The organism is Pseudomonas fluorescens group sp. PF-69, from assembly GCF_054481235.1.
This window is the reverse complement of sequence record NZ_JBTMNC010000001.1, coordinates 6,029,581-6,052,393: the sequence shown is the minus strand read 5'-3', so window position 1 is coordinate 6,052,393 and position 22,813 is coordinate 6,029,581. Positions and strand designations below refer to the sequence as shown.

Genomic DNA, 22,813 nt, shown 5'->3' with positions numbered 1-22,813 from the left:
GTGCGCTCCATGCAGCCTGCCCCTCTATATAGCCGGCCCCGATCTCAACCCGCTTTGGCGCCGTGGGCATGAGGTGTGCGGCCTGACCCGTTACGGGCGGATTCGCATATCGTGGTGTATTGAGGTCAGGAGGGCGAGGGTGTTGCATCCTCGCCTGCATACCCGCTTCAACCTGAGGGTGACGGCAAGACAGGTCATCGCAGAGACAAGGAACGGGGGGCAGACAGATGATGTAAAACGGGGGCGTCTTCCTTGACGCTGTCGCAGCTTAGAGACTGTGGAATTGATTCTCAAGTGCTATTTTTTGGTGGTGCGCCCCAATGATGCCGGGCTGCCCATGCCAGCGGACATTCTTCTGATATCGTCCGCGCCAGTGCGTGTATGCGGCACTTGAAGACCAGATCGCCAGAAAACGCGCAAAAAAAAGACCCGGCAATAAGCCGGGTCAAAAACCGTGATTAGCCTGATGAGGAGATAGACCAAAAGTCCGACCTGAGGTCCCTTGATCCATCGACTGATCTCGCGACCAGATGACGCAATAATAATCATTCTCGTTTAAGGGTCAAGCTTTTTTTGTCTTGGCATCGGAAAGTTCTTTCCGATCCTCTGTCAGCGCCTTCCTCTTATGCTTTCTGGTGCCCCTCCAGGGAGCGGGTGACCATGGCTTTGGCCATATCGATCATATGCACTGCCGAAAACGCCAGGTCCCGACTGGCGCCCTGCAGGTGATTGGCTGACTCGTAGGCGATGGCTGCGGCACAACGCAGCAGATCGGAAGCATGGACCAATGCCTCTTCACTGCTGATGTTGCGGTTCACATCAAAGAAGCGCTCCTCGACCTCGTTCTCTGAAACCGCCGGCTTCAAGTAGTAGTCCAGCGCCCGCTGGGCGGCGGCGGAGCCTTGGGGCGAGGTGAGGGAGGTGTCGATTTGCATGTCGGGCAGTTCGTTGGCCGGTTGTTGGGTCATGGTGATGGCAAGCTCCGTGATAGGTTCAGATCCGTGAGCTCATCCTAGTACGATTTGTATTTGTGACCATGGGTTTAATACTACAATTTGTGTTTTGATGGCCGGAGTTGCCCCAGTATCGTGCCGCCCATGGATAAATGGATCGAATTGGTCAAGGCCAAGATGAGTGAACTCAAAGTCACTCAGGAAATACTCGCTGAACGCCTCGGGATGTCCCAGGGCGGCATTGGCCATTGGCTGAATAAACGTCGCGAGCCGGGTGTCGAGAACATGAATCGGGTGTTGAAGGCGCTCGGCATGGACTTTTTGGAAGTGGCGCTGGTGATCCGCGAAACCACGGACGCGAAGGACGACGAAGTTTCCCTGACGCAAAAGTACAATCCGTACTTTCGTTACCCGGTCAGTGACTGGAAGGCAACCGCTGAAGTGCGCGACGGAGAACGGGCGCAGTACCGTTTTGAATTGTCGGACTACCACGCCCAAGGCTCGGCATTCTGGCTGACGGTGACCGGCGACGCGATGACCGCTCCCAGTGGCCTGAGCATTGGCGAAGGCATGTTGATTCTGGTGGACCCGGACGTGGCAGTGGAGCCTGGCAAACTGGTCATCGCGCAATGGCCGGACAGCGCCGAGGCGATCTTTCGCAAGCTGATCGAAGAGGGCGGGCAGCGTTACCTGGTCCCGCTCAATCCGACGTATCCCAAAGCCCTCTACACCGACGACTGCCGAATCATCGGCGTGGTGGTTCAGGCGACAGCCAAGTTCTGACCGGATCGGTCCTCGCAAGGCGCAGGACCGATCTTCATTTCACGCTTCTTCGAGTTCGACCAGCGCACTGCCTTCGCTGACCATCTCGCCTTCCTGGCAATACAGCGCCTTGATCACCCCGGCGTGTGGCGCACGAATGCTGTGCTCCATCTTCATCGCTTCGAGCACCACCAGTTGCGCCCCGGCTTCGACCGTTTGCCCGGCCTCTACCAGCACTCGTACGATGCTGCCGTTCATGGGAGCGGTCAGCCCGCCCTGATGGCTGTGACTGGCTTCGACGGCGCTGATCGGGTCATAGGCTTCGATGCGGCGCAACTCGCCATCCCATTGCAGATAGACCCGCTCACCACGGCGGATGGTCCGATGCTGGCGTCGCACGCCGTCGTGCTCGGTGAGCAATTGCTCACCCTTGAGTTGCGCGCCCTGGGCGTTGATGGCGCCCAGCGTCAGCGCGCGGTCCTGGCCTTCGCAACTCAAGTGCAGGGTGATTTCCGATGGCAATCCGGCGCGGAAACCGTTGCTGGCGGCCCAAGGCGAACTCGGGTCATCGAAGCGCGGTGAACGAGGCTGGCTCTGGGCAAATGCCTGGGCGGCGGCTTGCCAGAAGTCGTCGCTGAGCGCCGCCGGCGCCGGCAATAGTTGCTCCTGATAACGCGGAATGAACCCGGTATCCAGTTCCGCTGCGGCGAACGCCGGATGGGCAATGATTCGACGCAGGAAGTTGATGTTGGTCTTGAGTCCGCCAATGGCGAACTCATCGAGCATGCTCAGCAGGCGCAGACGCGCCTGTTCACGGTCCTCGCCCCAGGCAATCAACTTGCCGAGCATCGGGTCGTAGAAGGGTGAAACCTCATCGCCTTCCTCAACGCCGCTGTCGACACGACGCCCCGGTCCCTCGGCCGATTCACGATACAACTCCAGGCGCCCGGTCGCCGGCAGGAAGTCATTGCCCGGGTCTTCGGCATACAGCCGCACTTCAATGGCATGGCCGATCAGCGGAACCTGATCCTGGGTCATGGGCAGTGCTTCACCGCGCGCGACGCGAATCTGCCAGGCCACCAGGTCGAGGCCGGTGATGGCTTCGGTGACCGGGTGCTCGACTTGCAGACGCGTGTTCATTTCCATGAAGAAGAACTCGCCGCGCGCATCCAGCAAAAACTCCACGGTGCCGGCGCCGACATAACCAATGGCCTGGGCCGAGCGCACGGCCGCTTCGCCCATGGCACGCCGCAGTTCCGGGCTCAGGCCTGGTGCCGGTGCTTCCTCGACGACTTTCTGGTGGCGACGCTGAATCGAGCAGTCACGTTCGTTGAGGTACAGGCAGTTGCCGTGTTGATCGGCGAACACCTGGATTTCCACGTGGCGCGGCTTGAGCAGGTATTTCTCCACCAGCATCCGCGAATCGCCAAACGACGATTGCGCTTCACGCTGGGCCGAGGCCAGGGCTTCGGCCAGTTGGCTGACGTCCTCGACCACTTTCATGCCCTTGCCGCCACCACCGGCCGTGGCTTTGAGCAGCACCGGGTAACCGATGCGCTCACAGGCCGCGCGGAAGGTCTCGAAGTCTTGCGCTTCACCGTGATAACCGGGCACCAGCGGCACGCCAGCGGTTTCCATCAAGGCTTTGGCGGCCGACTTGCTGCCCATGGCGTCGATGGCCGAGGCGGGCGGGCCGAGGAAAATCAGGCCGGCCGCTTCGATCGCACGGGCGAACCCGGCGTTTTCCGACAGAAAGCCGTAACCGGGGTGGATGGCCTGGGCGCCGCTGGCCTTGGCGGCGGCGATCAGTTTGTCGATTTGCAGGTAGCTGTCGGCGGCTTTGCTGCCACCGAGGTCGACGCGAATATCGGCTTCGCGGCTGTGGCGGGCGTCACGGTCAGTGGCGCTGTGCACGGCCACGGTGGTCAGGCCCAGGGCCTTGGCGGTACGCATGACCCGGCAAGCGATTTCGCCACGGTTGGCCACCAGCACAGAGGTGATAACAGGTGCGCTCATCAACGGGGCTCCTTGGTGGTGGTTTCGGCCTGCCAGCTCGGCGGACGTTTTTGCAGAAAGGCGCGCAGGCCTTCCTGGCCTTCAGGGCTGACGCGGATGCGGGCAATGGCGTTCTCGGTGTAGCGACGCAATGCCGGGTTCAGCGAGCCATCGCCGACTTCACGCAGCAGATCCTTGCTGGCACGCATGGCGGCGGGGCTGTTGAGCAGCAGGTTGTCGATCCACTGTTCGACCTTTTGCTCCAGATCGATCAGCGGATAGCTCTCCGACAACAAACCGAGTTCCCGCGCCCGTTGCCCGCCGAAGCGTTCAGCGGTCAAGGCATAACGGCGGGTGGCCCGTTCGCCGATGGCTTGCACCACGAACGGGCTGATCACCGCCGGTGCCAGGCCGATGCGGACTTCTGACAGGCAGAATTGCGCGTCATCGGCACCGATGGCCATGTCGCAGCAACTGATCAGGCCCAGCGCGCCACCGAAGGCGGCGCCTTGCACCACCGCCAGGGTCGGCACTTTCAGTTTGGCGAGGTTGTACATCAACTCCGCCAGTTCCCGGGCGTCGTCGAGGTTGGTGTGGTAATCGAGTTCGGCCGATTGCTGCATCCAGGCCAGGTCGGCTCCGGCGCTGAAATGCTTGCCGCGGCCACGCACCAGCAGAAAACGCAGGCTGGCGTCGTTCGATACCTTGTCCAGCGCGAGGATCAATTCGCGGATCATCTCGGCGTTGAACGCGTTGTTCTTTTCTTCGCGGCTGAGCCACAGGGTGGCGAAACCCCGAGGGTCGGTCAGCAATTCGAGGGTGTTGAAGTCGCTCATTTTTTATTCTCCACGGCACTTGCAAGAGCGAGCCAGCTCGCGATGGACTGAAGGGCGACGCGTTTATCCGGAACACACGCGTTATCGTTAACGTCCATCGCGAGCCAGCTCGCTCCTACAGGGTCGGATCACATCCGGAACACGCCGAAGCGGCTCGGTTCGATTGGCGCGTTCAACGACGCGGACAAGGCCAGGCCCAGGACATCGCGGGTCTGCGCCGGGTCTATGACGCCGTCGTCCCACAGCCGTGCGCTGGAATAGTAGGGGTGGCCCTGTTCCTCGTATTGGTCGAGGATCGGTTGCTTGATCTCGGCTTCCTGCTCGGCGCTGAAACCCTGGCCACTGCGCTCGGCTTGCTCGCGCTTGACCTGCACCAGCACGCCAGCCGCCTGCTCGGCACCCATCACGCCGATGCGCGCGTTCGGCCACATCCACAGGAAACGTGGGTCATAAGCACGGCCGCACATCCCATAGTTACCGGCACCGAAGCTGCCGCCGATGATCACCGTGAATTTCGGCACTTTGGCGCACGCCACGGCGGTCACCAGTTTTGCGCCGTGCTTGGCGATACCGCCGGCCTCGTATTTCTGCCCGACCATGAAGCCGGTGATGTTTTGCAGGAACAGCAACGGGATGCCGCGCTGGCACGCCAGCTCGATGAAGTGCGCGCCTTTTTGCGCGGCTTCGGCGAAGAGGATCCCGTTGTTGGCGAGGATCGCGATCGGATAACCGTGCAGGTAAGCAAAACCGCACACCAGCGTGGTCCCGAACAGCGCCTTGAATTCGTCGAACACCGAACCGTCCACCAACCGGGCAATCACTTCGCGCACGTCGAACGGTTGCTTGGCATCGGCCGAGACCACGCCGTACAACTCGTCGCTGCTGTAGAGCGGGGCGATCGGTGTGCGTTGCTGAACCTCGCCCTGTTTGCGCCAGTTGAGGTTGGCGATGCTGCGGCGGGCCAGGGCCAGGGCGTGCTCGTCGCTCTCGGCGTAATGGTCGGCCACGCCCGAGATCTTGCAGTGCACATCGGCCCCGCCCAGGTCTTCGGCGCTGACCACTTCACCGGTCGCGGCTTTCACCAGCGGTGGGCCGGCGAGGAAGATCGTCGCTTGCTCGCGGACCATGATCGCTTCGTCGGCCATCGCCGGGACATAGGCGCCGCCAGCGGTGCAGGAACCCATGACCACGGCAATCTGCGGAATGCCCATGGCGCTCATGTTGGCCTGGTTGAAGAAGATCCGCCCGAAGTGCTCGCGATCCGGAAACACTTCATCCTGGCGCGGCAGGTTGGCGCCGCCGGAGTCCACCAGGTAGATGCACGGCAAGCGGTTTTGCTGGGCGATGGTTTGGGCGCGCAGGTGCTTTTTCACGGTCAGCGGGTAGTACGAGCCACCTTTCACGGTGGCATCGTTGGCGACGATCATGCATTCGACGCCTTCCACACGGCCGATCCCGGCAATCACGCCAGCGGCGGGAACGTCTTCGCCATAAACCCCGTAGGCGGCCAATTGGCTGATTTCGAGAAACGGCGAGCCTGGATCGAGCAGGCGATTGATGCGCTCACGGGGCAGCAGTTTGCCCCGCGAGGTGTGGCGTTCTTGCGCTTTCGGTCCGCCACCTTGCGCCACTTGGGCGAGCAGGGTGTGCAGGGCGTCGACCTGTTTGAGCATCGCCGCGCTGTTGGCGGCGAACTCCGCCGAACGGGGGTTGAGCTGGGTATGCAGGATAGCCATGGACAGCTCCGTTTAGCGGGTTTCGTTGAACAGTTCGCGGCCGATGAGCATGCGACGGATCTCACTGGTACCGGCGCCGATTTCATACAGCTTGGCGTCACGCAGCAGACGACCGGCCGGGAATTCGTTGATGTAGCCGTTGCCGCCAAGAATCTGGATCGCGTCGAGGGCCATTTGCGTGGCGCGTTCGGCGCTGTAGAGGATCACGCCGGCAGCGTCCTTGCGCGTGGTTTCGCCGCGCTCGCAGGCCTGGGCCACGGCGTACAGGTAGGCGCGGCTGGCGTTGAGTTGGGTGTACATGTCGGCCACTTTGCCCTGGATCAGCTGGAATTCGCCGATGCTTTGGCCGAACTGCTTGCGGTCGTGGATGTACGGCACGATCAGGTCCATGCAGGCCTGCATGATCCCGGTCGGGCCACCCGAGAGCACGACGCGCTCGTAGTCGAGACCGCTCATCAGCACTTTCACGCCGCCGTTGAGCACGCCGAGGATGTTTTCTTCCGGGACTTCGACGTCATCGAAAAACAGTTCGCAAGTGTTCGAACCGCGCATGCCGAGCTTGTCGAATTTGTTGCTGCGGCTGAAGCCTTTCCAGTCGCGCTCGACAATGAAGGCGGTGATGCCATGGGGGCCTTTTTCCAGGTCGGTCTTGGCGTAGATCACGTAGGTGTTGGCGTCCGGACCGTTGGTGATCCAGGTCTTGCTGCCATTGAGCACGTAGTGATCGCCGCGCTTGTCGGCGCGCAGCTTCATCGATACCACGTCGGAGCCGGCGTTCGGTTCGCTCATCGCCAGGGCGCCGATGTGCTCGCCGCTAATCAGTTTCGGCAGGTATTTGGATTTCTGCTCGTGGTTGCCATTGCGGTTGATCTGATTGACGCAGAGGTTGGAGTGCGCGCCGTAGGACAGTGCAACCGAAGCCGAACCGCGGCTGATTTCTTCCATGGCCACCACGTGGGCCAGGTACCCCAGGCCAGCGCCGCCGTACTCTTCCGGCACGGTGATGCCCAGCAGGCCCATGTCGCCGAACTTGCGCCACAGGTCGGCGGGGAACAGGTTGTCGATGTCGATCTGAGCGGCGCGCGGGGCGATCTCTTTGGCGACGAAGGACTGAACCTGATCGCGCAGCATGTCGATGGTTTCACCGAGGGCAAAGTTCAGGGATGGATAGCTCATGGGGCACCTTTTGGCTTTTTTGTTGGGTGGGGAGGGCAGTGATTCAGCTCTCACCTTTACGTTAACGTAAGCCTGTGACGAATGGCTGTCAATCGCCCTTTACGTTAACGTCAACTTGAGCGAGAGTAGAGTTGTTCTTACAGACTGGCGTCGCACTCTGTGGCGAGGGAGCAAGCACCCTCGCCACACATGCCGCGCACCAACAATAAAGACAATAGGGGTCGTCATGGATCAACCCAGTGCACATCCGCAGCGCAGCTACACCCGCGGTTCCCAGGACAAAGCCTTGCTGGCGATGACCATTGGCCAGGTGTTCGACAACACCGCCGCGCAGTACCCGGACGGCGAGGCGCTGGTCGTGCGCCATCAACAGCTGCGCTACACCTGGCGGCAATTGGCGGACGCGGCGGACCTGCACGCCAGAGCCCTGCTGGCGCTGGGCCTGCAGACCGGGGACCGCCTGGGGATCTGGGCGCCGAATTGCGCTCAGTGGTGCATCAGTCAGATCGCCAGCGCGAAGATCGGCGTGATCCTGGTCAACATCAACCCCGCCTACCGCAGTTCCGAACTGGAATACGTGTTGAAGCAATCCGGCTGCCAATGGCTGGTCTGTGCCGGGGCGTTCAAGTCCTCCAATTACCACGCCATGCTGCAAGGCCTGGTGCCGGAACTGGCGGAGCAATCCATTGGCAAGCTGCAGAGTGATCGCTTGCCGGCGTTGCGCGGCGTCATCAGCCTTGATGCGCAGCCACCCGTCGGTTTCCTGCCCTGGTCGCAGCTGAGCGATCTGGCGGCCGGGGTGTCGGTCGAGCAATTGCACGAGCGCCAGGACAGCCTGCATTTCGACCAGGCGGTGAACATCCAGTACACCTCCGGTACCACCGGGTTTCCCAAAGGCGCGACCCTCAGTCACTACAATATTCTCAACAACGGTTACATGGTCGGTGAAAGCCTTGGCCTGACCGCCGCCGATCGCCTGGTCATTCCGGTGCCGCTCTATCACTGCTTTGGCATGGTCATGGGCAATCTGGGTTGTATCACCCACGGCAGCACCATGATTTACCCCAGTGACGCCTTCGATCCGCTGCTGACCCTGAACACCGTCGCCGAAGAGAAAGCCACTGCGCTGTACGGCGTGCCAACCATGTTCATCGCCATGCTCGATCAGCCTCAACGCAACGATTTCGATCTGTCGACCCTGCGCACGGGGATCATGGCGGGCGCGACCTGTCCGATTGAGGTGATGCGGCGGGTCATCAGCGAAATGCACATGAGCGAAGTGCAGATTGCCTACGGCATGACGGAAACCAGCCCCGTGTCCTTGCAGACCGGGCCGTCAGATGACCTGGAGTTGCGCGTGACCACCGTCGGCCGAACCCAGCCGCAACTGGAAAGCAAAATCATTGATGAGGCGGGCAACCTGGTGCCGCGCGGCACCATCGGCGAACTGTGCACCCGCGGTTACAGCGTGATGCTCGGCTACTGGAACAACCCCGAAGGCACTGCCGAAGCAATCGATCAGGCGGGCTGGATGCACACCGGGGACCTGGCGAGCATGAACGACGAGGGTTACGTGTGCATTGCCGGGCGCAACAAGGACATGATCATCCGTGGCGGCGAGAACATTTACCCACGGGAGCTGGAAGAGTTCTTCTTCACCCACCCGGCCGTGGCCGATGTGCAGGTGATCGGGATTCCTTGCTCGCGCTATGGCGAGGAGATTGTTGCCTGGATCAAATTCCACCCCGGTCACAGCGCGACCGAGCAGGAACTGCAAGCCTGGTGCAAGGAGCGCATCGCGCACTTCAAGACACCGCGTTACTTCAAGTTCGTCGAGGAGTTTCCGATGACGGTGACCGGCAAGGTCCAGAAATTCCGGATGCGCGAGATCAGCATCGAGGAGTTGCGTAGCAATAACGACTAACGCAAACCCCTGTGGGAGCGAGCCTGCTCGCGATGGCGATAGCACATTCAACTTGGATGTCGACCGACCCACCGCTATCGCGAGCAGGCTGCTCCTACAAAGGGCGGTGAAAATACCGAATGCCAGACAGCACAAAGGGGAGCCGAAGCTCCCCTTTAATTTTTCGTTGCGCGTGCTCTTTTTTTATTATTGAGGGGCGGTCTGTTGTTGTTTTTGGTGACCGTGACCCTTTACCGCTGTTTTTTTCGATCCCCATCCGGGATCAAGAGCAAACGTATTTTTTTGAGCGCTGATCTACTTTCTCGCTGAGCGATCCAACCGATTCGGGAGCTACCTGAAGGTAGTTTTATTGTTCTCTGCCCGGTTGCGGGTAACTCCGAAAAGCACCCTGAAAAGCACACCTTCTCCAAAAAAATCTGTTAGCTGCGTCTCTGCCGTGTTGTTTTTGTTATGTCAGAGTCGTTACGTCTTGTTTTTATTGGTTGTGCCGCTTTTTTTATTCTTGTTATGCCATAGAGATAGCAGGTGTCGTGCCAACTTTTAAAAATCATTTAAAATCAACGGCTTAATAAAAGTGTAGGGTTTTTCCCTCAGGTAAACCCCGACAATTTGTTTCCGTGTTACTCGCTTTTGCCCCACGCCCAGCCGCAGCGGTAACACCCGGACACAACCGCGCCCTCACTGAGCGCTACGTGCCTTGGCCACGCGCGAACCGGTGGGCCGCCCCAGCACTGTGCAGATTTGCTGGCCGGCGAGGATCAGGGCGTCCAGGTCGATTCCCGTGTCGATACCCAGCCCATTGAGCAGGTACACCACATCTTCCGTGGCGACGTTACCGCTGGCGCCCTTGGCGTAAGGGCAGCCGCCGAGGCCGGCGATGGAGCTGTCGAATACCGAGATACCTTCCAGCAGGCTGGCGTAGATGTTGGCCATGGCCTGGCCGTAGGTGTCGTGGAAGTGCCCGGCCAGTTTGTCCCGTGGCACGACAGCGGAAACCACGTCGAACATCTTGCGGGTGGCGCCCGCGGTGCCGGTGCCGATGGTGTCGCCCAGGGATACCTCGTAGCAGCCCATGGCGTAGAGCTCGCGGGCGACCCGAGCGACTTGTTCCGGTGCGACGTTACCTTCATAGGGGCAGCCCAGCACACAGGACACGTAACCACGCACGGTCACGCCGTGTTGTCTGGCCGCCTCCATGATCGGCACGAAACGCTCCAGGCTTTCGCTGATCGAGCAATTGATGTTGCGTTGGGAAAACGCTTCGGAGGCCGCCGCAAACACCGCGACTTCCTTGACCCCGGAGGCGATGGCGTCTTCAAACCCTCGAAGGTTGGGGGCGAGCGCGCCGTAAGTCACCCCGGGTTTACGCTGGATCTGCGCGAAGACATCCGCAGAGCCCGCCATCTGCGGTACCCATTTGGGCGAGACGAAACTGCCGACTTCTATATAGCCCAGGCCGGCAGCCGTCAGCGCGTCGACCAGTTGTACCTTGTCGGCAACGCTGATGGGTTGGGCTTCATTTTGCAGACCGTCGCGCGGGCCGACTTCGACAAGGCGTACGTGGGTGGGGAGGGACATGGCATTGGACCTGTGCTGATTGTTCGGAGAACCCTGTAGGAGCGAGCCTGCTCGCGATGGGCTCCCAGGCACCGCGTTTATCCAGCAAACACGCGTTATCGTTAACGACCATCGCGAGCAGGCACGCTCCCACAAGGGGATTGTGTTGTCTTATTGAACCGATTCCTGGCTTTTGAGGGTCTGCTCCAGCGCCTGGACGCAGCGTTCTTCCGCCGTATCGAGTTCGAGTTTCATCTGCTCGATGTCCAGCAGTTGCTGTTCCAGCTGTTCCCGACGCTCGCTGATTTTCGCCAGCATGCTGTGCAATTGCTTGGTGTTACCGCTGGAAGGGTCGTAGAGCTCGATCAGCTCGCGGCATTCGGCCAGGGAGAAGCCGATGCGCTTGCCTCGCAGGATCAGCTTCAGGCTGACCTTGTCGCGGGGCGAATAGATGCGTTCCTGACCTCGCCGTTCGGGGCTGAGCAGGCCTTGCTCTTCATAGAAGCGAATCGCCCGGGTGGTGATGTCGAGCTCGCGGGCGAGGTCGGAAATGCTGTAGGTCTGGCTGCTCATGGAAGCGCTCGCAAAAGGTCATGGCGCTAAGCTAATGGCAGGTTGACGTTTACGTCAAGGGGCAGGGGATGACTGCTGTTTTTGCTGGCCCCATCGCGAGCAGGCTCGCTCCCACAACGTTTTTCGGCGTACACAATCAAGTGCATGACAAATTGACCTGTGGGAGCGTGGCTTGCCCGCAATGAACGATGACGCTGTAAAACTTCCTACGCCTTTTCCAGCTTCTTCTCGTGCGCCGTCACCTGCTGGCACAACTCGATCATCTGCTCGCGCATCCAGCGGTTGGCCGGATCCTGGTCGGTGCTTTCGTGCCAGTACAGGTGGGTTTCCACCGGCGGCACATCGTTGACCGGCAAGCTGAAGGCGTGCAGATCGTTACGACGGGCGAAGCGCTCCGGAACGGTCATGACCATGTCGGTCTGCTGCAGCACTTGCGATGCCATCAGGTAATGCTGTGAGCGCAGGGCGATCTTGCGCTGGATGCCCATCTTGCCGAGGGCCAGGTCGACATGCCCCAGACCGCTGCGGCGGCTGGAAATATGGATGTGGGTCAGGCCCAGATAATCATCGAGGGTGAATTTTTCCTTGCCCGCCAACGGATGCCCCTTGCGCATGGCGCATACATAGCGGTCTTCCATCAACTTGACGTGGCGCACTTGCGGGTCGGTGTTGAGCGGCGCATCCACCGCAAAATCGAGGCGACCGGCGGCCAGTTCCTTGGTGGTCTCGCGGCGCTTGGACAGGAAACTCTCGATGATCACCGTGGGGGCGAGACGGCGCAGGCGCTGGAACAACGGTGGCAGAATCACCGCCTCGGTCAGGTCGGTCATGCTGATGCGGTAGGTCTTGACCGCCTGCAACGGGTTGAAAATGCGGCTTTCCTGCACCGATACCCGCAGCAGGGAAAGGGCGTTGCGTACCGGGCCGATGATGTTCTGGGCCATCGGCGTCGGCACCATGCCCTGGGCGGTGCGCACGAACAAAGGGTCGTTGAAGGTTTCGCGCAGGCGGGCCAGTGCGTTGGATACCGCCGGTTGGGTAATCCCGACGATCTGCCCGGCGCGGGTCAGGTTGGCTTCGGTGTAGATCGCGTCGAAGACGATGAAAAGGTTGAGATCGACCTTGCTCAGATTCATTACGCGGCTCTCTTATTGTGTGGGCGGCTGGCCTTGAAGATCAGCCGATCATATATCGGTGATGAATGTTAATACACGCCGAGAATAGGCTAGGTAAATTTTCGTAGCTGTTCTAGCATCGATTGCATGATCTAAACAACCTCCCCCAAGAAGGTATCTTGCTCATGGATTTCGCTTATTCGCCCAAGGTTCAGGAACTGCGTGAGCGCGTGACAGCGTTCATGGACACCTACGTCTATCCCGCTGAAACCGTGTTCGAGCGCCAGGTTGCCGAGGGCGACCGCTGGCAGCCGACCGCGATCATGGAAGAACTCAAACTCAAGGCCAAGGCGGAGGGCCTGTGGAATTTGTTTCTGCCTGAGTCAGAGCTCGGTGCCGGCCTGACCAACCTCGAATACGCGCCCCTGGCCGAGATCATGGGGCGCTCGCTGCTGGGGCCTGAGCCGTTCAACTGCTCCGCGCCCGACACCGGCAACATGGAAGTGCTGGTGCGCTACGCCAACGAAGAACAGAAGCAACGCTGGCTCGAGCCGCTGCTGCGCGGCGAAATCCGCTCGGCATTTGCCATGACCGAACCGGACGTCGCATCGTCCGACGCCACCAACATGGCCGCCCGTGCCGTGCGCGATGGCGACGAGTGGGTGATCAACGGCAAGAAATGGTGGACCTCCGGGGCCTGCGATCCACGCTGCAAAATCCTGATCTTCATGGGCCTGAGCAACCCTGATGCACCGCGCCATGCACAGCACTCGATGATTCTGGTTCCGGTGGATACCCCCGGCGTAAAGATCCTGCGTCCGCTGCCGGTGTTCGGTTATGACGACGCGCCCCACGGTCACGCCGAAGTGTTGTTCGAAAACGTGCGTGTGCCGTACGAAAACGTGCTGCTGGGTGAAGGACGCGGCTTCGAAATCGCTCAGGGTCGCCTCGGCCCGGGCCGGATTCACCACTGCATGCGTTCGATCGGCATGGCCGAACGTGCCCTGGAATTGATGTGCAAACGCTCGGTGAACCGCACGGCGTTCGGCAAACCCCTGGCGCGACTGGGTGGCAACATCGACAAGATCGCCGATTCGCGGATGGAAATCGACATGGCGCGCCTGCTGACGTTGAAAGCGGCGTACATGATGGACACCGTCGGTAACAAAGTGGCGAAGAGCGAAATCGCGCAGATCAAGGTGGTGGCGCCGAACGTGGCGTTGCGGGTGATTGACCGGGCGATCCAGATTCATGGCGGGGCAGGGGTCTCCAACGATTTCCCGCTGGCCTACATGTATGCGATGCAGCGCACCCTGCGCCTGGCCGACGGCCCGGACGAAGTGCACCGTGCGGCGATCGGCAAGTTCGAAATCGGCAAGTACGTGCCAAAGGAAATGATGCGTAGCGGGCAGTAACAGGCACCGAGTCATCGTTCATCGCGGGCAAGCCCGGCTCCCACAGGTTTAGTGTGATCCTTGTGGGAGCGGGCTTGCCCGCGATGGCGTCGGCCCATTCAACACATCTACATCAAATTCAATACACCCAAACCTCAACCCGCCGATTCTTGATCCGCCCCTCATCGGCGCTATTGGCCGCCACAGGCATTTCGGCGCCAAACCCGCGAACGTCGCGCAGCACCACGCCACTTTTCACCAGTTCGCGCCGCACCGCCATGGCCCGCAGTTTTGACAGCAGGTCAGCGCGGGCCGGGTCGCTCTTGGCATCGCCAAACCCTACCAGTGTGACCTGCCGATCGGTTTTGCCGTGCTGCTTTATATAGTCGAGCACTCGGGACAGGTCCTGTCGCGCCTTGTTGTCCAGGCTGGCGCTGCCTTCCTCGAAGCGAAAGTTAACGGTCAGGCGCTGGGCGTGGCGGCTGAGTCCCTGGTAGGCCTCGGGCATCAGTGCGTTGGGTGTGACGGTCATGGCCTGCACGGTCTGGGCGATAAACCCGTTGGCCGCGACAATCGCCTGACCCTGGCCGCTTTGCGCGAACGTCACCAGCGCGTCGGCCCAGGGATTTTTCCCGTTGGGCGGCAGGTAGAGGAACAAGCGGCGGGACAGGGGATAGTCTTCCGTGGCGATCAGGCTGTTGAGCGGCAGCATGGCCTGGGATTGGCCGTCGACAATCGCCACCGGTTTGGCCGAGCGCACGTACGGCAGGCCAATGAAGCCGATGCCTTGTGGATCGAGGCTGACCGCGTCCGACAATTGCTCGCTGGACTCGAAACGTTTCGCTGCACCGCTCAGGGTTTTCCCGCGACGGCTGAGGACCAGTTCCTTGAAGGTGTCATAGGTGCCGGAGTGATCATCCCGCGCATACAGATGAATGGCGCCGCCACGGCCGCCGAGTTCTTCCCAGGTTTTGACCTCGCCACTGAAGAGGCGTGCCAGTTGCTCGGTATCGAGTTGGTTCAGCGGGTTTTGCGGGTGAAGGATAATCGCCAGGCCGTCGATGGCGATGACCTGCTCGGCGGCCGCGCTTTTCAGATCACCCAGGGATCGGAGGTCAACCAACTCGCTGTCCTTGATCGGGCGCGATGAAGCGGCCAGATCGGCCCTGCCGGCCTTCAGTGCGCTGAAGCCGGTGCTGGAGCCGTGGGCCGCGAGTTCGACCTCGACCCGGCGTCCTTGCGGGGTTTCACCGACAATCCGCAGTTCGTTGGCCTTGTCCGGCGCTTCGCTGTGCACCTTGAGCAAGCCCTGTTCGCGCAACAGTCCTTCGACCAGCGCCGGACCGAGTGCCGCTCCGATGGTATTGGAGCCCTGGATGCTTAGCACCGGGCCATGGTCGGGCACCGGCAAACTGTTGGCCGAGGTCATCAGCGGCAAGCAGGTGCACAGCATCAACAGGAACAAACCGCGCAGCGTCATGCCGGCACCTTGAATGGCTAAAGGAGGTGCCGGGAGAATAAGTCAGTAGGGTTTCAGAGAGATGACAGTTTTCCAATGTGGGAGCGAGCCTGCTCGCGATGAGGGCCTGGCATTCAATTTTCAGTTGGATGACAGTCCGTCATCGCGAGCAGGCTCGCTCCCACAGAAGAGGGTAATCAGCTCAACTCAAGCCAGATCGGCGCGTGATCGGAGGGTTTTTCCATGCCGCGCAGTTCGTAGTCCACGCCCGCGTCCTTGACCCGCGGCAACAGGCCATGGGACGCCATGATCAGGTCGATGCGCAGTCCGCGCTTGGGCTCGTCTTCAAAACCGCGGCTGCGGTAGTCGAACCAGCTGAACATGTCGGTCACCTCCGGGTTCAGGTGACGGAAACTGTCCACCAGGCCCCAGTTTTTCAGGCGGGCCATCCACTCGCGCTCTTCCGGCAGGAAGCTGCATTTACCGGTTTTCAGCCAACGCTTCATATTGTCCGGGCCGATCCCGATGTCACAGTCTTCCGGTGAAATGTTCACATCGCCCATGACCACCAACGGCTGATCGTTCCGGAACTGGCTTTCCAGCAGTTGCTGCAGATCGCTGTAGAAACGTTCCTTGGCCGGGAATTTGGTCGGGTGGTCGCGACTTTCGCCTTGAGGGAAATAGCCGTTCATGATGGTCACCGGCACGTCATTGGCGTCGGCGAACGTGCCCCAGATAAAGCGCCGCTGGGCATCTTCATCGTCGGTGGCGAAGCCTTTGTGCAGCACCAGCGGTTCTTTGCGCGACAGCAGGGCGACGCCGTAGTGACCTTTTTGTCCATGGAAATACACGTGATAGCCCAGGGCTCTGACTTCATCGAGCGGAAACTGGTCGTCATGGACCTTGGTTTCCTGCAGGCCGATCACGTCGGGCTGGTGTTTGTCGATCAGCGCCGCCAGCTGATGGGGACGGGCACGCAGCCCGTTGATGTTGAAGGAGACGATCTTCATGGTCGGCAGTCCTGGCAAAAGGGCGATGCTAGCTGACATGTCGGCATCGGGCCAGTGTCGGTGCAGCCGGCTTTTACATTGACTGACTGATCTGCGAGTCTGGTCTATACCTGTGGGGGGGAACTGTGTTGCCACCCAAAGGCTCCTACCAACGAGAGCACAGCCGTTCGAGCTGTGCCGGGGAGAATGACCGTCATGCCCGAAACGTCCACCGCCATCGCCGATATTCACATGCTCGACAGGGGCTATTCCCGCGAAGCACGTTCCCTGTTGTACCAGGCTTACCGGCACGAGCCGACATTCGGCTACCTGTTCGAAGCCGAGCGCCCCGGCTATGAACAGCGGGTGCGCGCCACGGTGCGTGAGCTGGTCAAGCAGCACTTTCTCCAGGATTTGCCGGCCATCGGCCTGCTGGTCAACGATCGCTTGATCGGCATCGCCCTGATCGCGCCGCCGCAACGGCGCCTGGGCATCACTGAAAGTTGGGCCTGGCGCCTGCGGATGGTGCTCAGTACCGGGTTTCGCTGCACCCGTCGTTACCTTGAATATCACGATGCGGTGATGGCTTGCGTGCCGTCCGACTCGGTGCACCTGCTGCCATTGCTGGGGATTCATCCGCAATTCCAGGGCAAGCACTTCGGCGAACAACTGCTGCAAGCGGTGCACAACTGGTGCGCGGTGGATGAACATTCTCAGGGTGTGGTGCTCGACACCGGCAATCCGCGTTATCTGGAGTTCTATAAGCGACAGGGTTATGAGGAAATTGGTGAGGTCGCTGTAGGACCGATCCGCGAACACGTGTTTTTTCACGCCAATCCTCAAGTCGTACAAACCGCAACGGCATAACCGTCGAACTTTTGGGGCGCACCGGGCTCTATCACGCTCCCATGTTCATCAAGCATGCTCGTGATAGCATCCGCGCCTATGAAGTTTCCAGGAAGAATTACCAGTGGCGTGCTGATGCTGATTTCCAGCTGCGCGGCACTGGCCCAAAGTGAATTGGATGTTCGGATCAAACCGTCCAACGATGAACTGAAAGCCAATATAGAGGGCTATGTCGGCAGTCTCGGCGATCGTGACGAAGAGGCCTTGCTGCGCTTCAGTCGGGGCGCCGAGGAACAGGCGCGCAAGGCCGCCCAGGCCTTGGGTTATTACCAGCCGCACATCGACAGCGACGTGAAGGGCGGCAAGACGCCACGCCTGATACTGAACATCGACCCCGGCGAACCGGTGCATCTGCGCAACGTCACCATCCGCATCGACGGCCCGGCCGCCTCGCTCAAATCCTTTCGTGTGCCCAATGACCATTCGCTGAAAACCGGTGCGGTGCTCAACCATGGCCATTATGAAGATGCCAAGCGGCTGATCCAGAACCAGGCCTCGCGCTATGGCTTTTTCAGCGGGCGTTTTACCCGTTCGACACTGTCGGTGGACCCGCGAGCCGGCGTGGCCGATATCGAGCTGGTCTATGACAGCGGTCCGCGTTACGCCCTGGGCAAGGTCAGTTTCGAAGGCGACACGCCCTTCGACGAAGACCTGCTGCAACGCATGGTGCCGTTCAAGGCGGGTGCGCCCTATGACTCCGAGCTGATTGCCGAACTCAACCAGGCCCTGCAAACGAGCGGTTATTTCGAGGGCGTGCGGGTGGACGCGGCGCCGACCGCGTCGAGGGACAACGTGATCCCGGTGGACGTCAGGCTCGAAACCCGCAAGCCGCGGACCATGGGCCTTGGCCTGGGTTACTCCACCGATGTCGGCCCGCGGATCAAAGCCAACTGGACGCGGCACTGGGTCAACCCGCAGGGGCACAGCTATGGCTGGGAAACCGAAGTCTCGGCGCCACGGCAAAACGTCGGGGTGTTCTACGACATTCCGCTGGACCCGCCACTGACGGACAAACTGCGTTTCGCCGGTGGCTATCAGAATGAAGAAATCGCGGACAGGGACAGCCTCAGCAAACTCCTGACCATCGGTCCCGAATGGCACAGCAAGTTGCCCAGCGGATGGCAGCGGGTGGTGTCGCTCAAGTGGCAACGCGAGGAGTACCGGCTCGGCGACGACTCGGGACTCAGTAACTTGCTGATGCCCGGCGTGAGCTATTCGTACCTCAAAAGCGATAACCGCATCGACCCGCACAATGGCTATCGCCTGCAATTCGAAAGCAAGGTGGCCAAGGAAGGTCTGGGCTCCGATAACAACCTGCTGTACGGCACGGCGCTGGTGAAGGGCTTGACCACAGTGTTCGACAAACACCGCTTCCTCGGTCGGGTGCAGGTCGGCGGCAGCGCCACCAACGGCTATAAGTCGGTGCCACCGTCGCTGCGCTTCTTCGCCGGTGGCGATCAGAGCGTGCGCGGCTATGACTATCAGAGCCTGTCCCCGGAAAACAACGAGGGTGACCGCATCGGTGGCCGCTACATGGTCGCCGCCAGCGCGGAGTATCAATATTCCATCGCCGAAAAATGGCGTGTCGCCACGTTCATCGACCAGGGCAATTCCTTCAATACACTTGAACTGCCGAATCTGAAGACCGGTGTCGGTATCGGTGTGCGCTGGGTTTCGCCAGTGGGGCCGATCCGCCTCGACCTGGCCCATGCGCTGGACGACGATGGCGGCATTCGACTGCACTTTTCCATGGGGCCCGAGTTGTGAAGCGTGGTTTGAAAATATCGCTGCTGGCGGTCCTGACGCTGCTGATGCTGGTCGCCCTGACCCTGGCCACGGTGTTGGGCACGGCGGCGGGCAGTCGCTGGGCGCTAGGCTTTGTGCCGGGTTTGACCCTGGACAACTTCCAGGGGCGCCTGGGCGGGCAATGGAGCGCCGACCGCGTTGTGTGGCAGCAAGACGTCAGCCAGGTCGAACTGAACAAGGTGATTTTTGCCTGGTCGCCGCTGTGCCTGACGCGAATGACCTTGTGCATCGAGCAATTGCAGGCTGATCAGGTCAGCCTGCAATTCCCGCCGGGCGGTGAAGAACAAAGCAGCGGGCCGATCAGCCTGCCGGATTTGAAATTGCCGGTGGCGCTGGAACTGGGTGACGTGCAGGTCGGCAGCTTGCGGTTCAACGGCAGCGAGCAGCTCAAGGGCTTGAAACTGACGGCGCACTGGACCGAGAAGGGGATGCAGATCGACTCGGTGAAACTGCAGCGGGACGATCTGAGCCTGAATTTGACCGGGCAGTTGCAACCTAGCGGCAACTGGCCGCTCAGCGCTGAGGGGCAATTGACCCTGTCGACGCCTGCGCCCTGGACGCTGGCCCTGAAAATCGACGGCGATTTGCTCAAGACCCTCAACCTGAAAGCCGACAGCAGCGGATACCTCAACGGCCAACTGACCGGTCAACTGCAACCCTTGGTGGAGAACCTGCCGGCCAAGGTGCGCATCACCGCTGACGGTTTCAAGCCCAGCGCCGACCTGCCGGACACCCTGCAACTCAATCAGCTTGAACTCACGGGCGACGGCGACCTGAAAAACGGCTACGCGCTGCTCGGCAAGGCCACGTTGCCGGCCGAACAAGGACCTGTAGCGCTGGTGTTGCAAGGCAAGGTCGACGCCAATGGCGCGCAGATTGCCGCGCTCGACCTGACGGCCAGCGACAAGCAAAACCTAAAACTCACGGGGCAAGTCGACTGGAGCAAAGGCCTGAGTGCCGAGGCGAAAATCGATTGGCTGGACTTTCCGTGGCACCGCCTCTATCCGCTGATCGATGAGCCGCAAGTGGCTCTGCGCAGCTTCAATGGCGAAGTTTCCTACACCGACGGCCAGTACCTCGGCCATTTCAACGCCGCGCTGGACGGCCCGGCCGGGGCGTTCAGCCTGACCAGTCCGTTCGCGGGTGACCTGACGAAAATCTACCTGCAACAGATTCAGCTCACGGCCGGCCAGGGCAAGGCCGAAGGGCATCTGAACCTGCAGTTCGCCAATGGCATCGCCTGGGATACCGCGCTGGATTTGTCGGCGATCAACCCGGCGTACTGGGTGGCGGAATTGCCCGGAACCCTGGCCGGCCCATTGCGCAGCCAAGGGGAAATCAAGGATGAAAAACTCAGCCTGAGCGCCGACCTCGATTTGAAAGGCAAACTGCGTGGCCAGCCTGCGGTGATCCAGGCCAAGGCCAATGGCGGCGGCGAGCACTGGAACCTCGATGCGCTGCAGATTCGCCTGGGCGACAACAGCATCAGCGGCAAGGGCAGCCTGCAACAGAAGGTCGCCGGGCAGATCGATATCAAGCTGCCGCGTCTGGCCCAGCTCTGGCCGCAATTGCGCGGCCAGCTCAATGGCCGGATCGATGTCGCCGGTACGCTCAAGGCACCGCAAGGCAAGCTGGACCTGCAAGGCACTCAGCTGGCGTTCGCCGACAATCGGCTGCAAAGCCTGAACCTGGACGCCACCCTCGACAGCGCACAACGGGCGAAAATCGACCTCAAGGGCAGCGGGATCCAGGCCGGCGACACCTCCCTCGGCACCCTGACCGCCAGTGGGCAGGGCGATATCAAAAACCAGAAACTGACCCTCGATCTGCAAGGGCCGAAGCTGAAACTGGCCCTCGGTCTCGACGGCATCCTGGACAAAGGCAACTGGCGCGGACGCCTGGCCAGCGGCGATATCCAGGCCGGTGGCCAGGACTGGAAGCTGCAAGGCCCGGCAAAACTGGAGCGGCTCGCGGACGGCAAGATCAACTTCGGTGCCCATTGCTGGCAGTCCGGCCCTGCCAGTTTGTGCGGCGAAGACCAGCGTCTGATGCCTGATCCGAAACTGCGCTATCACCTCAAGCAGTTCCCCATCGAAAGCCTCGCGCAGTGGTTGCCCAAAGACTTTGCCTGGCAGGGTCGACTCAACGCCGACGTGCAACTGGATCTTCCAGCCAGCGGCCCGAACGGCCAGGTCAGCCTCGACGCCAGCGGTGGCCTCTTGCGCATGCGCGAGAAAGACCAGTGGCTGGACTTCCCGTACCAGACCCTGAAACTCACCAGCAAATTCACGCCAAAACGCATCGACACCGACCTCAACTTCGTCGGCGGCAAGCTCGGCGAACTGATGGTGCAGGCGCAGATCAACCCGCTGCCCAAGAACAAACCCCTGAGCGGTTCCTTCCGCTTGAGTGGCTTGGACCTGTCGGTGGCGCGACCGTTTGTGCCCATGGTCGAAAAGCTGACTGGCCGTTTGAATGGCAGCGGTACGATTTCCGGTGGGCTGCTGGCGCCCCAGGTCAATGGCAATCTGTTGCTCAGCGATGGCCAGGTTTCCGGGCCGGAACTGCCAATGGAGATCGAGGCGTTGCAACTTCAGGCCGTCATCGCCGGCGAAACCGTGCAATTGAACGGTGGCTGGAAAAGCGGCAAGACCGGACACGGCAGTTTGAGCGGTAGCGTTGCCTGGGGTCAGGCGCTGGTGGTGGACCTGGCGCTCAAGGGCACGCAGTTGCCGGTCACCGTCGAGCCCTACGCCAAGCTTGAAGTGGCGCCGGACCTGAAGATATCGATCAAGGACGACAAGCTCGCGGTTGCCGGGAAAGTGCACGTGCCCAAGGGCGAAATCACCATTCGCGAGCTGCCGCCATCGACGGTCAAAGTCTCCGATGACACGGTGATCGTCGGCCAGCAGACCGAACAGGGCAAGCCGCCGATGGCCACGCTGATGGACATCGATGTGGTGGTCGGCGAAAACAAACTGAGCTTCGCCGGGTTTGGTCTTACGGCCAACCTGCAAGGCCACGTTCACATCGGCGACAACATGGACACCCGGGGTGAACTCTGGCTCAACGACGGCCGTTATCGCGCCTACGGTCAGCGGTTGACCGTGCGCCGGGCGCGATTGCTGTTTGCCGGCCCGATCGATCAGCCGTACCTCGACATCGAAGCCATTCGCAAGACCGACGACGTGATCGCCGGCATTCGCTTGAGCGGCAGCGCGGAGCAGCCGACCACGCAGATTTTCTCCGAGCCGGCCATGAGTCAGGAACAGGCGCTGTCCTACCTGGTGTTGGGCCGTCCGCTGAGCAGCAACGGCGAGGACAACAACATGCTCGCCCAGGCGGCCCTTGGTTTGGGGCTGATGGGCAGTTCCGGGGTCACCAGCGGGCTGGCCAAGAATCTGGGTATTCAGGACTTCCAGCTCGACACCCAGGGCAGCGGCAACACCACCAGCGTGGTGGCGAGTGGCAACCTCTCCGAGAAGCTCAGCCTGCGCTATGGCGTGGGCGTGTTCGAACCGGCGAACACCATTGCCTTGCGTTACAAATTGAGCAAAAAGGTCTACCTCGAAGCCGCTGGCGGCGTGGCCAGTTCGCTGGACATCTTCTACAAGCGGGATTTCTAGGTCCCG

16 protein-coding genes are annotated in these 22,813 nt (G+C 60.9%); 6 read left to right on the top strand and 10 right to left on the bottom strand.

What is annotated here, in order from left to right; genetic code table 11:
- Nucleotides 1–623: 623 nt before the first annotated feature.
- Entirely contained in the window at nucleotides 624–968 is a 345-nt protein-coding gene (locus ACX3YF_RS28215; RefSeq protein ID WP_448646302.1) for a DUF6124 family protein, read from the bottom strand.
- Between the two features lie 129 nt (nucleotides 969–1,097).
- On the opposite strand from ACX3YF_RS28215, the gene ACX3YF_RS28210 reads away from it, so the two are divergent.
- Nucleotides 1,098–1,736, top strand: a complete 639-nt coding sequence (locus ACX3YF_RS28210; RefSeq protein ID WP_130207651.1) for a LexA family protein — start codon at nucleotides 1,098–1,100, stop codon at nucleotides 1,734–1,736.
- 39 nt (nucleotides 1,737–1,775) lie between these two features.
- Here ACX3YF_RS28210 and ACX3YF_RS28205 read toward each other — a convergent pair whose 3' ends face one another.
- The 4 genes from ACX3YF_RS28205 to ACX3YF_RS28190 all read right to left on the bottom strand — a co-directional run bounded on the left by ACX3YF_RS28205 (nucleotide 1,776) and on the right by ACX3YF_RS28190 (nucleotide 7,458).
- Nucleotides 1,776–3,731, bottom strand: a complete 1,956-nt coding sequence (locus ACX3YF_RS28205) for an acetyl/propionyl/methylcrotonyl-CoA carboxylase subunit alpha (RefSeq protein ID WP_458974676.1) — start codon at nucleotides 3,729–3,731, stop codon at nucleotides 1,776–1,778.
- The gene (locus ACX3YF_RS28200) at nucleotides 3,731–4,546 is read right to left on the bottom strand and encodes a gamma-carboxygeranoyl-CoA hydratase (RefSeq protein ID WP_448646304.1); all 816 of its coding nucleotides are present in this window, start codon (nucleotides 4,544–4,546) and stop codon (nucleotides 3,731–3,733) included. Before ACX3YF_RS28200 ends, ACX3YF_RS28205 begins: the two co-directional genes overlap by 1 nt.
- A gap of 128 nt (nucleotides 4,547–4,674) precedes the next feature.
- A complete protein-coding gene (locus tag ACX3YF_RS28195) occupies nucleotides 4,675–6,282 on the bottom strand; it encodes a carboxyl transferase domain-containing protein (RefSeq protein ID WP_454837958.1) in 1,608 nt (535 codons plus the stop codon).
- A 12-nt stretch (nucleotides 6,283–6,294) separates the two neighbouring features.
- Nucleotides 6,295–7,458: an isovaleryl-CoA dehydrogenase gene (locus ACX3YF_RS28190; protein ID WP_008031893.1), complete on the bottom strand. Its 1,164-nt coding sequence runs from the start codon at nucleotides 7,456–7,458 to the stop codon at nucleotides 6,295–6,297.
- A gap of 226 nt (nucleotides 7,459–7,684) precedes the next feature.
- Here ACX3YF_RS28190 and ACX3YF_RS28185 point away from each other — a divergent pair, with 226 nt between their 5' ends.
- On the top strand, nucleotides 7,685–9,382 hold the full coding sequence (locus ACX3YF_RS28185) for an AMP-binding protein (RefSeq protein WP_130207641.1): 1,698 nt from the start codon (nucleotides 7,685–7,687) through the stop codon (nucleotides 9,380–9,382).
- Nucleotides 9,383–10,060: 678 nt separating this feature from the next.
- On the opposite strand, the gene ACX3YF_RS28180 is transcribed toward ACX3YF_RS28185, so the two are convergent.
- The 3 genes from ACX3YF_RS28180 to ACX3YF_RS28170 all read right to left on the bottom strand — a co-directional run bounded on the left by ACX3YF_RS28180 (nucleotide 10,061) and on the right by ACX3YF_RS28170 (nucleotide 12,648).
- Nucleotides 10,061–10,960, bottom strand: coding sequence for a hydroxymethylglutaryl-CoA lyase (locus tag ACX3YF_RS28180; protein ID WP_103405041.1), 900 nt, complete (start codon nucleotides 10,958–10,960; stop codon nucleotides 10,061–10,063).
- 150 nt (nucleotides 10,961–11,110) lie between these two features.
- The gene (locus tag ACX3YF_RS28175; RefSeq protein ID WP_007992801.1) at nucleotides 11,111–11,512 is read right to left on the bottom strand and encodes a MerR family transcriptional regulator; all 402 of its coding nucleotides are present in this window, start codon (nucleotides 11,510–11,512) and stop codon (nucleotides 11,111–11,113) included.
- Nucleotides 11,513–11,718: 206 nt separating this feature from the next.
- On the bottom strand, nucleotides 11,719–12,648 hold the full coding sequence (locus ACX3YF_RS28170; protein ID WP_130207635.1) for a LysR family transcriptional regulator: 930 nt from the start codon (nucleotides 12,646–12,648) through the stop codon (nucleotides 11,719–11,721).
- A gap of 164 nt (nucleotides 12,649–12,812) precedes the next feature.
- Here ACX3YF_RS28170 and ACX3YF_RS28165 point away from each other — a divergent pair, with 164 nt between their 5' ends.
- A complete protein-coding gene (locus tag ACX3YF_RS28165; protein ID WP_130207633.1) occupies nucleotides 12,813–14,042 on the top strand; it encodes an acyl-CoA dehydrogenase in 1,230 nt (409 codons plus the stop codon).
- Between the two features lie 118 nt (nucleotides 14,043–14,160).
- Here the strand turns inward: ACX3YF_RS28165 and ACX3YF_RS28160 are convergent, their stop codons facing one another.
- The gene (locus tag ACX3YF_RS28160; RefSeq protein WP_130207631.1) at nucleotides 14,161–15,501 is read right to left on the bottom strand and encodes a substrate-binding domain-containing protein; all 1,341 of its coding nucleotides are present in this window, start codon (nucleotides 15,499–15,501) and stop codon (nucleotides 14,161–14,163) included.
- A 176-nt stretch (nucleotides 15,502–15,677) separates the two neighbouring features.
- Nucleotides 15,678–16,490 carry an exodeoxyribonuclease III gene (gene xthA, locus ACX3YF_RS28155; RefSeq protein WP_130207629.1) on the bottom strand — a complete coding sequence of 271 codons (813 nt, stop codon included), beginning with the start codon at nucleotides 16,488–16,490 and terminating at the stop codon, nucleotides 15,678–15,680.
- A 195-nt stretch (nucleotides 16,491–16,685) separates the two neighbouring features.
- Here xthA and ACX3YF_RS28150 point away from each other — a divergent pair, with 195 nt between their 5' ends.
- The 3 genes from ACX3YF_RS28150 (at nucleotide 16,686) to ACX3YF_RS28140 (ending at nucleotide 22,807) form a co-directional block, all read left to right on the top strand.
- Nucleotides 16,686–17,336, top strand: coding sequence for a GNAT family N-acetyltransferase (locus ACX3YF_RS28150; protein ID WP_047538431.1), 651 nt, complete (start codon nucleotides 16,686–16,688; stop codon nucleotides 17,334–17,336).
- A gap of 78 nt (nucleotides 17,337–17,414) precedes the next feature.
- Nucleotides 17,415–19,142: an autotransporter assembly complex protein TamA gene (locus ACX3YF_RS28145; RefSeq protein ID WP_458974675.1), complete on the top strand. Its 1,728-nt coding sequence runs from the start codon at nucleotides 17,415–17,417 to the stop codon at nucleotides 19,140–19,142.
- Nucleotides 19,139–22,807 (top strand): translocation/assembly module TamB domain-containing protein, encoded by a 3,669-nt coding sequence (locus ACX3YF_RS28140; RefSeq protein WP_458974674.1) that lies wholly within the window; start codon nucleotides 19,139–19,141, stop codon nucleotides 22,805–22,807. The genes ACX3YF_RS28145 and ACX3YF_RS28140 overlap by 4 nt, the downstream gene beginning before the upstream one ends.
- Nucleotides 22,808–22,813: the final 6 nt, after the last annotated feature.

What these genes read in the sequence shown, in the direction of transcription:
- ACX3YF_RS28215 (WP_448646302.1), bottom strand. Translation starts at nt 968, where the DNA reads ATGACCCAACAACCGGCCAACGAACTGCCCGACATGCAAATCGACACC.
- ACX3YF_RS28210 (WP_130207651.1), top strand. Translation starts at nt 1,098, where the DNA reads ATGGATAAATGGATCGAATTGGTCAAGGCCAAGATGAGTGAACTCAAA.
- ACX3YF_RS28200 (WP_448646304.1), bottom strand. Translation starts at nt 4,546, where the DNA reads ATGAGCGACTTCAACACCCTCGAATTGCTGACCGACCCTCGGGGTTTC.
- ACX3YF_RS28205 (WP_458974676.1), bottom strand. Translation starts at nt 3,731, where the DNA reads ATGAGCGCACCTGTTATCACCTCTGTGCTGGTGGCCAACCGTGGCGAA.
- ACX3YF_RS28185 (WP_130207641.1), top strand. Translation starts at nt 7,685, where the DNA reads ATGGATCAACCCAGTGCACATCCGCAGCGCAGCTACACCCGCGGTTCC.
- ACX3YF_RS28175 (WP_007992801.1), bottom strand. Translation starts at nt 11,512, where the DNA reads ATGAGCAGCCAGACCTACAGCATTTCCGACCTCGCCCGCGAGCTCGAC.
- ACX3YF_RS28160 (WP_130207631.1), bottom strand. Translation starts at nt 15,501, where the DNA reads ATGACGCTGCGCGGTTTGTTCCTGTTGATGCTGTGCACCTGCTTGCCG.
- ACX3YF_RS28180 (WP_103405041.1), bottom strand. Translation starts at nt 10,960, where the DNA reads ATGTCCCTCCCCACCCACGTACGCCTTGTCGAAGTCGGCCCGCGCGAC.
- ACX3YF_RS28145 (WP_458974675.1), top strand. Translation starts at nt 17,415, where the DNA reads ATGAAGTTTCCAGGAAGAATTACCAGTGGCGTGCTGATGCTGATTTCC.
- ACX3YF_RS28165 (WP_130207633.1), top strand. Translation starts at nt 12,813, where the DNA reads ATGGATTTCGCTTATTCGCCCAAGGTTCAGGAACTGCGTGAGCGCGTG.
- ACX3YF_RS28150 (WP_047538431.1), top strand. Translation starts at nt 16,686, where the DNA reads ATGCCCGAAACGTCCACCGCCATCGCCGATATTCACATGCTCGACAGG.
- ACX3YF_RS28170 (WP_130207635.1), bottom strand. Translation starts at nt 12,648, where the DNA reads ATGAATCTGAGCAAGGTCGATCTCAACCTTTTCATCGTCTTCGACGCG.
- ACX3YF_RS28195 (WP_454837958.1), bottom strand. Translation starts at nt 6,282, where the DNA reads ATGGCTATCCTGCATACCCAGCTCAACCCCCGTTCGGCGGAGTTCGCC.
- ACX3YF_RS28190 (WP_008031893.1), bottom strand. Translation starts at nt 7,458, where the DNA reads ATGAGCTATCCATCCCTGAACTTTGCCCTCGGTGAAACCATCGACATG.
- xthA (WP_130207629.1), bottom strand. Translation starts at nt 16,490, where the DNA reads ATGAAGATCGTCTCCTTCAACATCAACGGGCTGCGTGCCCGTCCCCAT.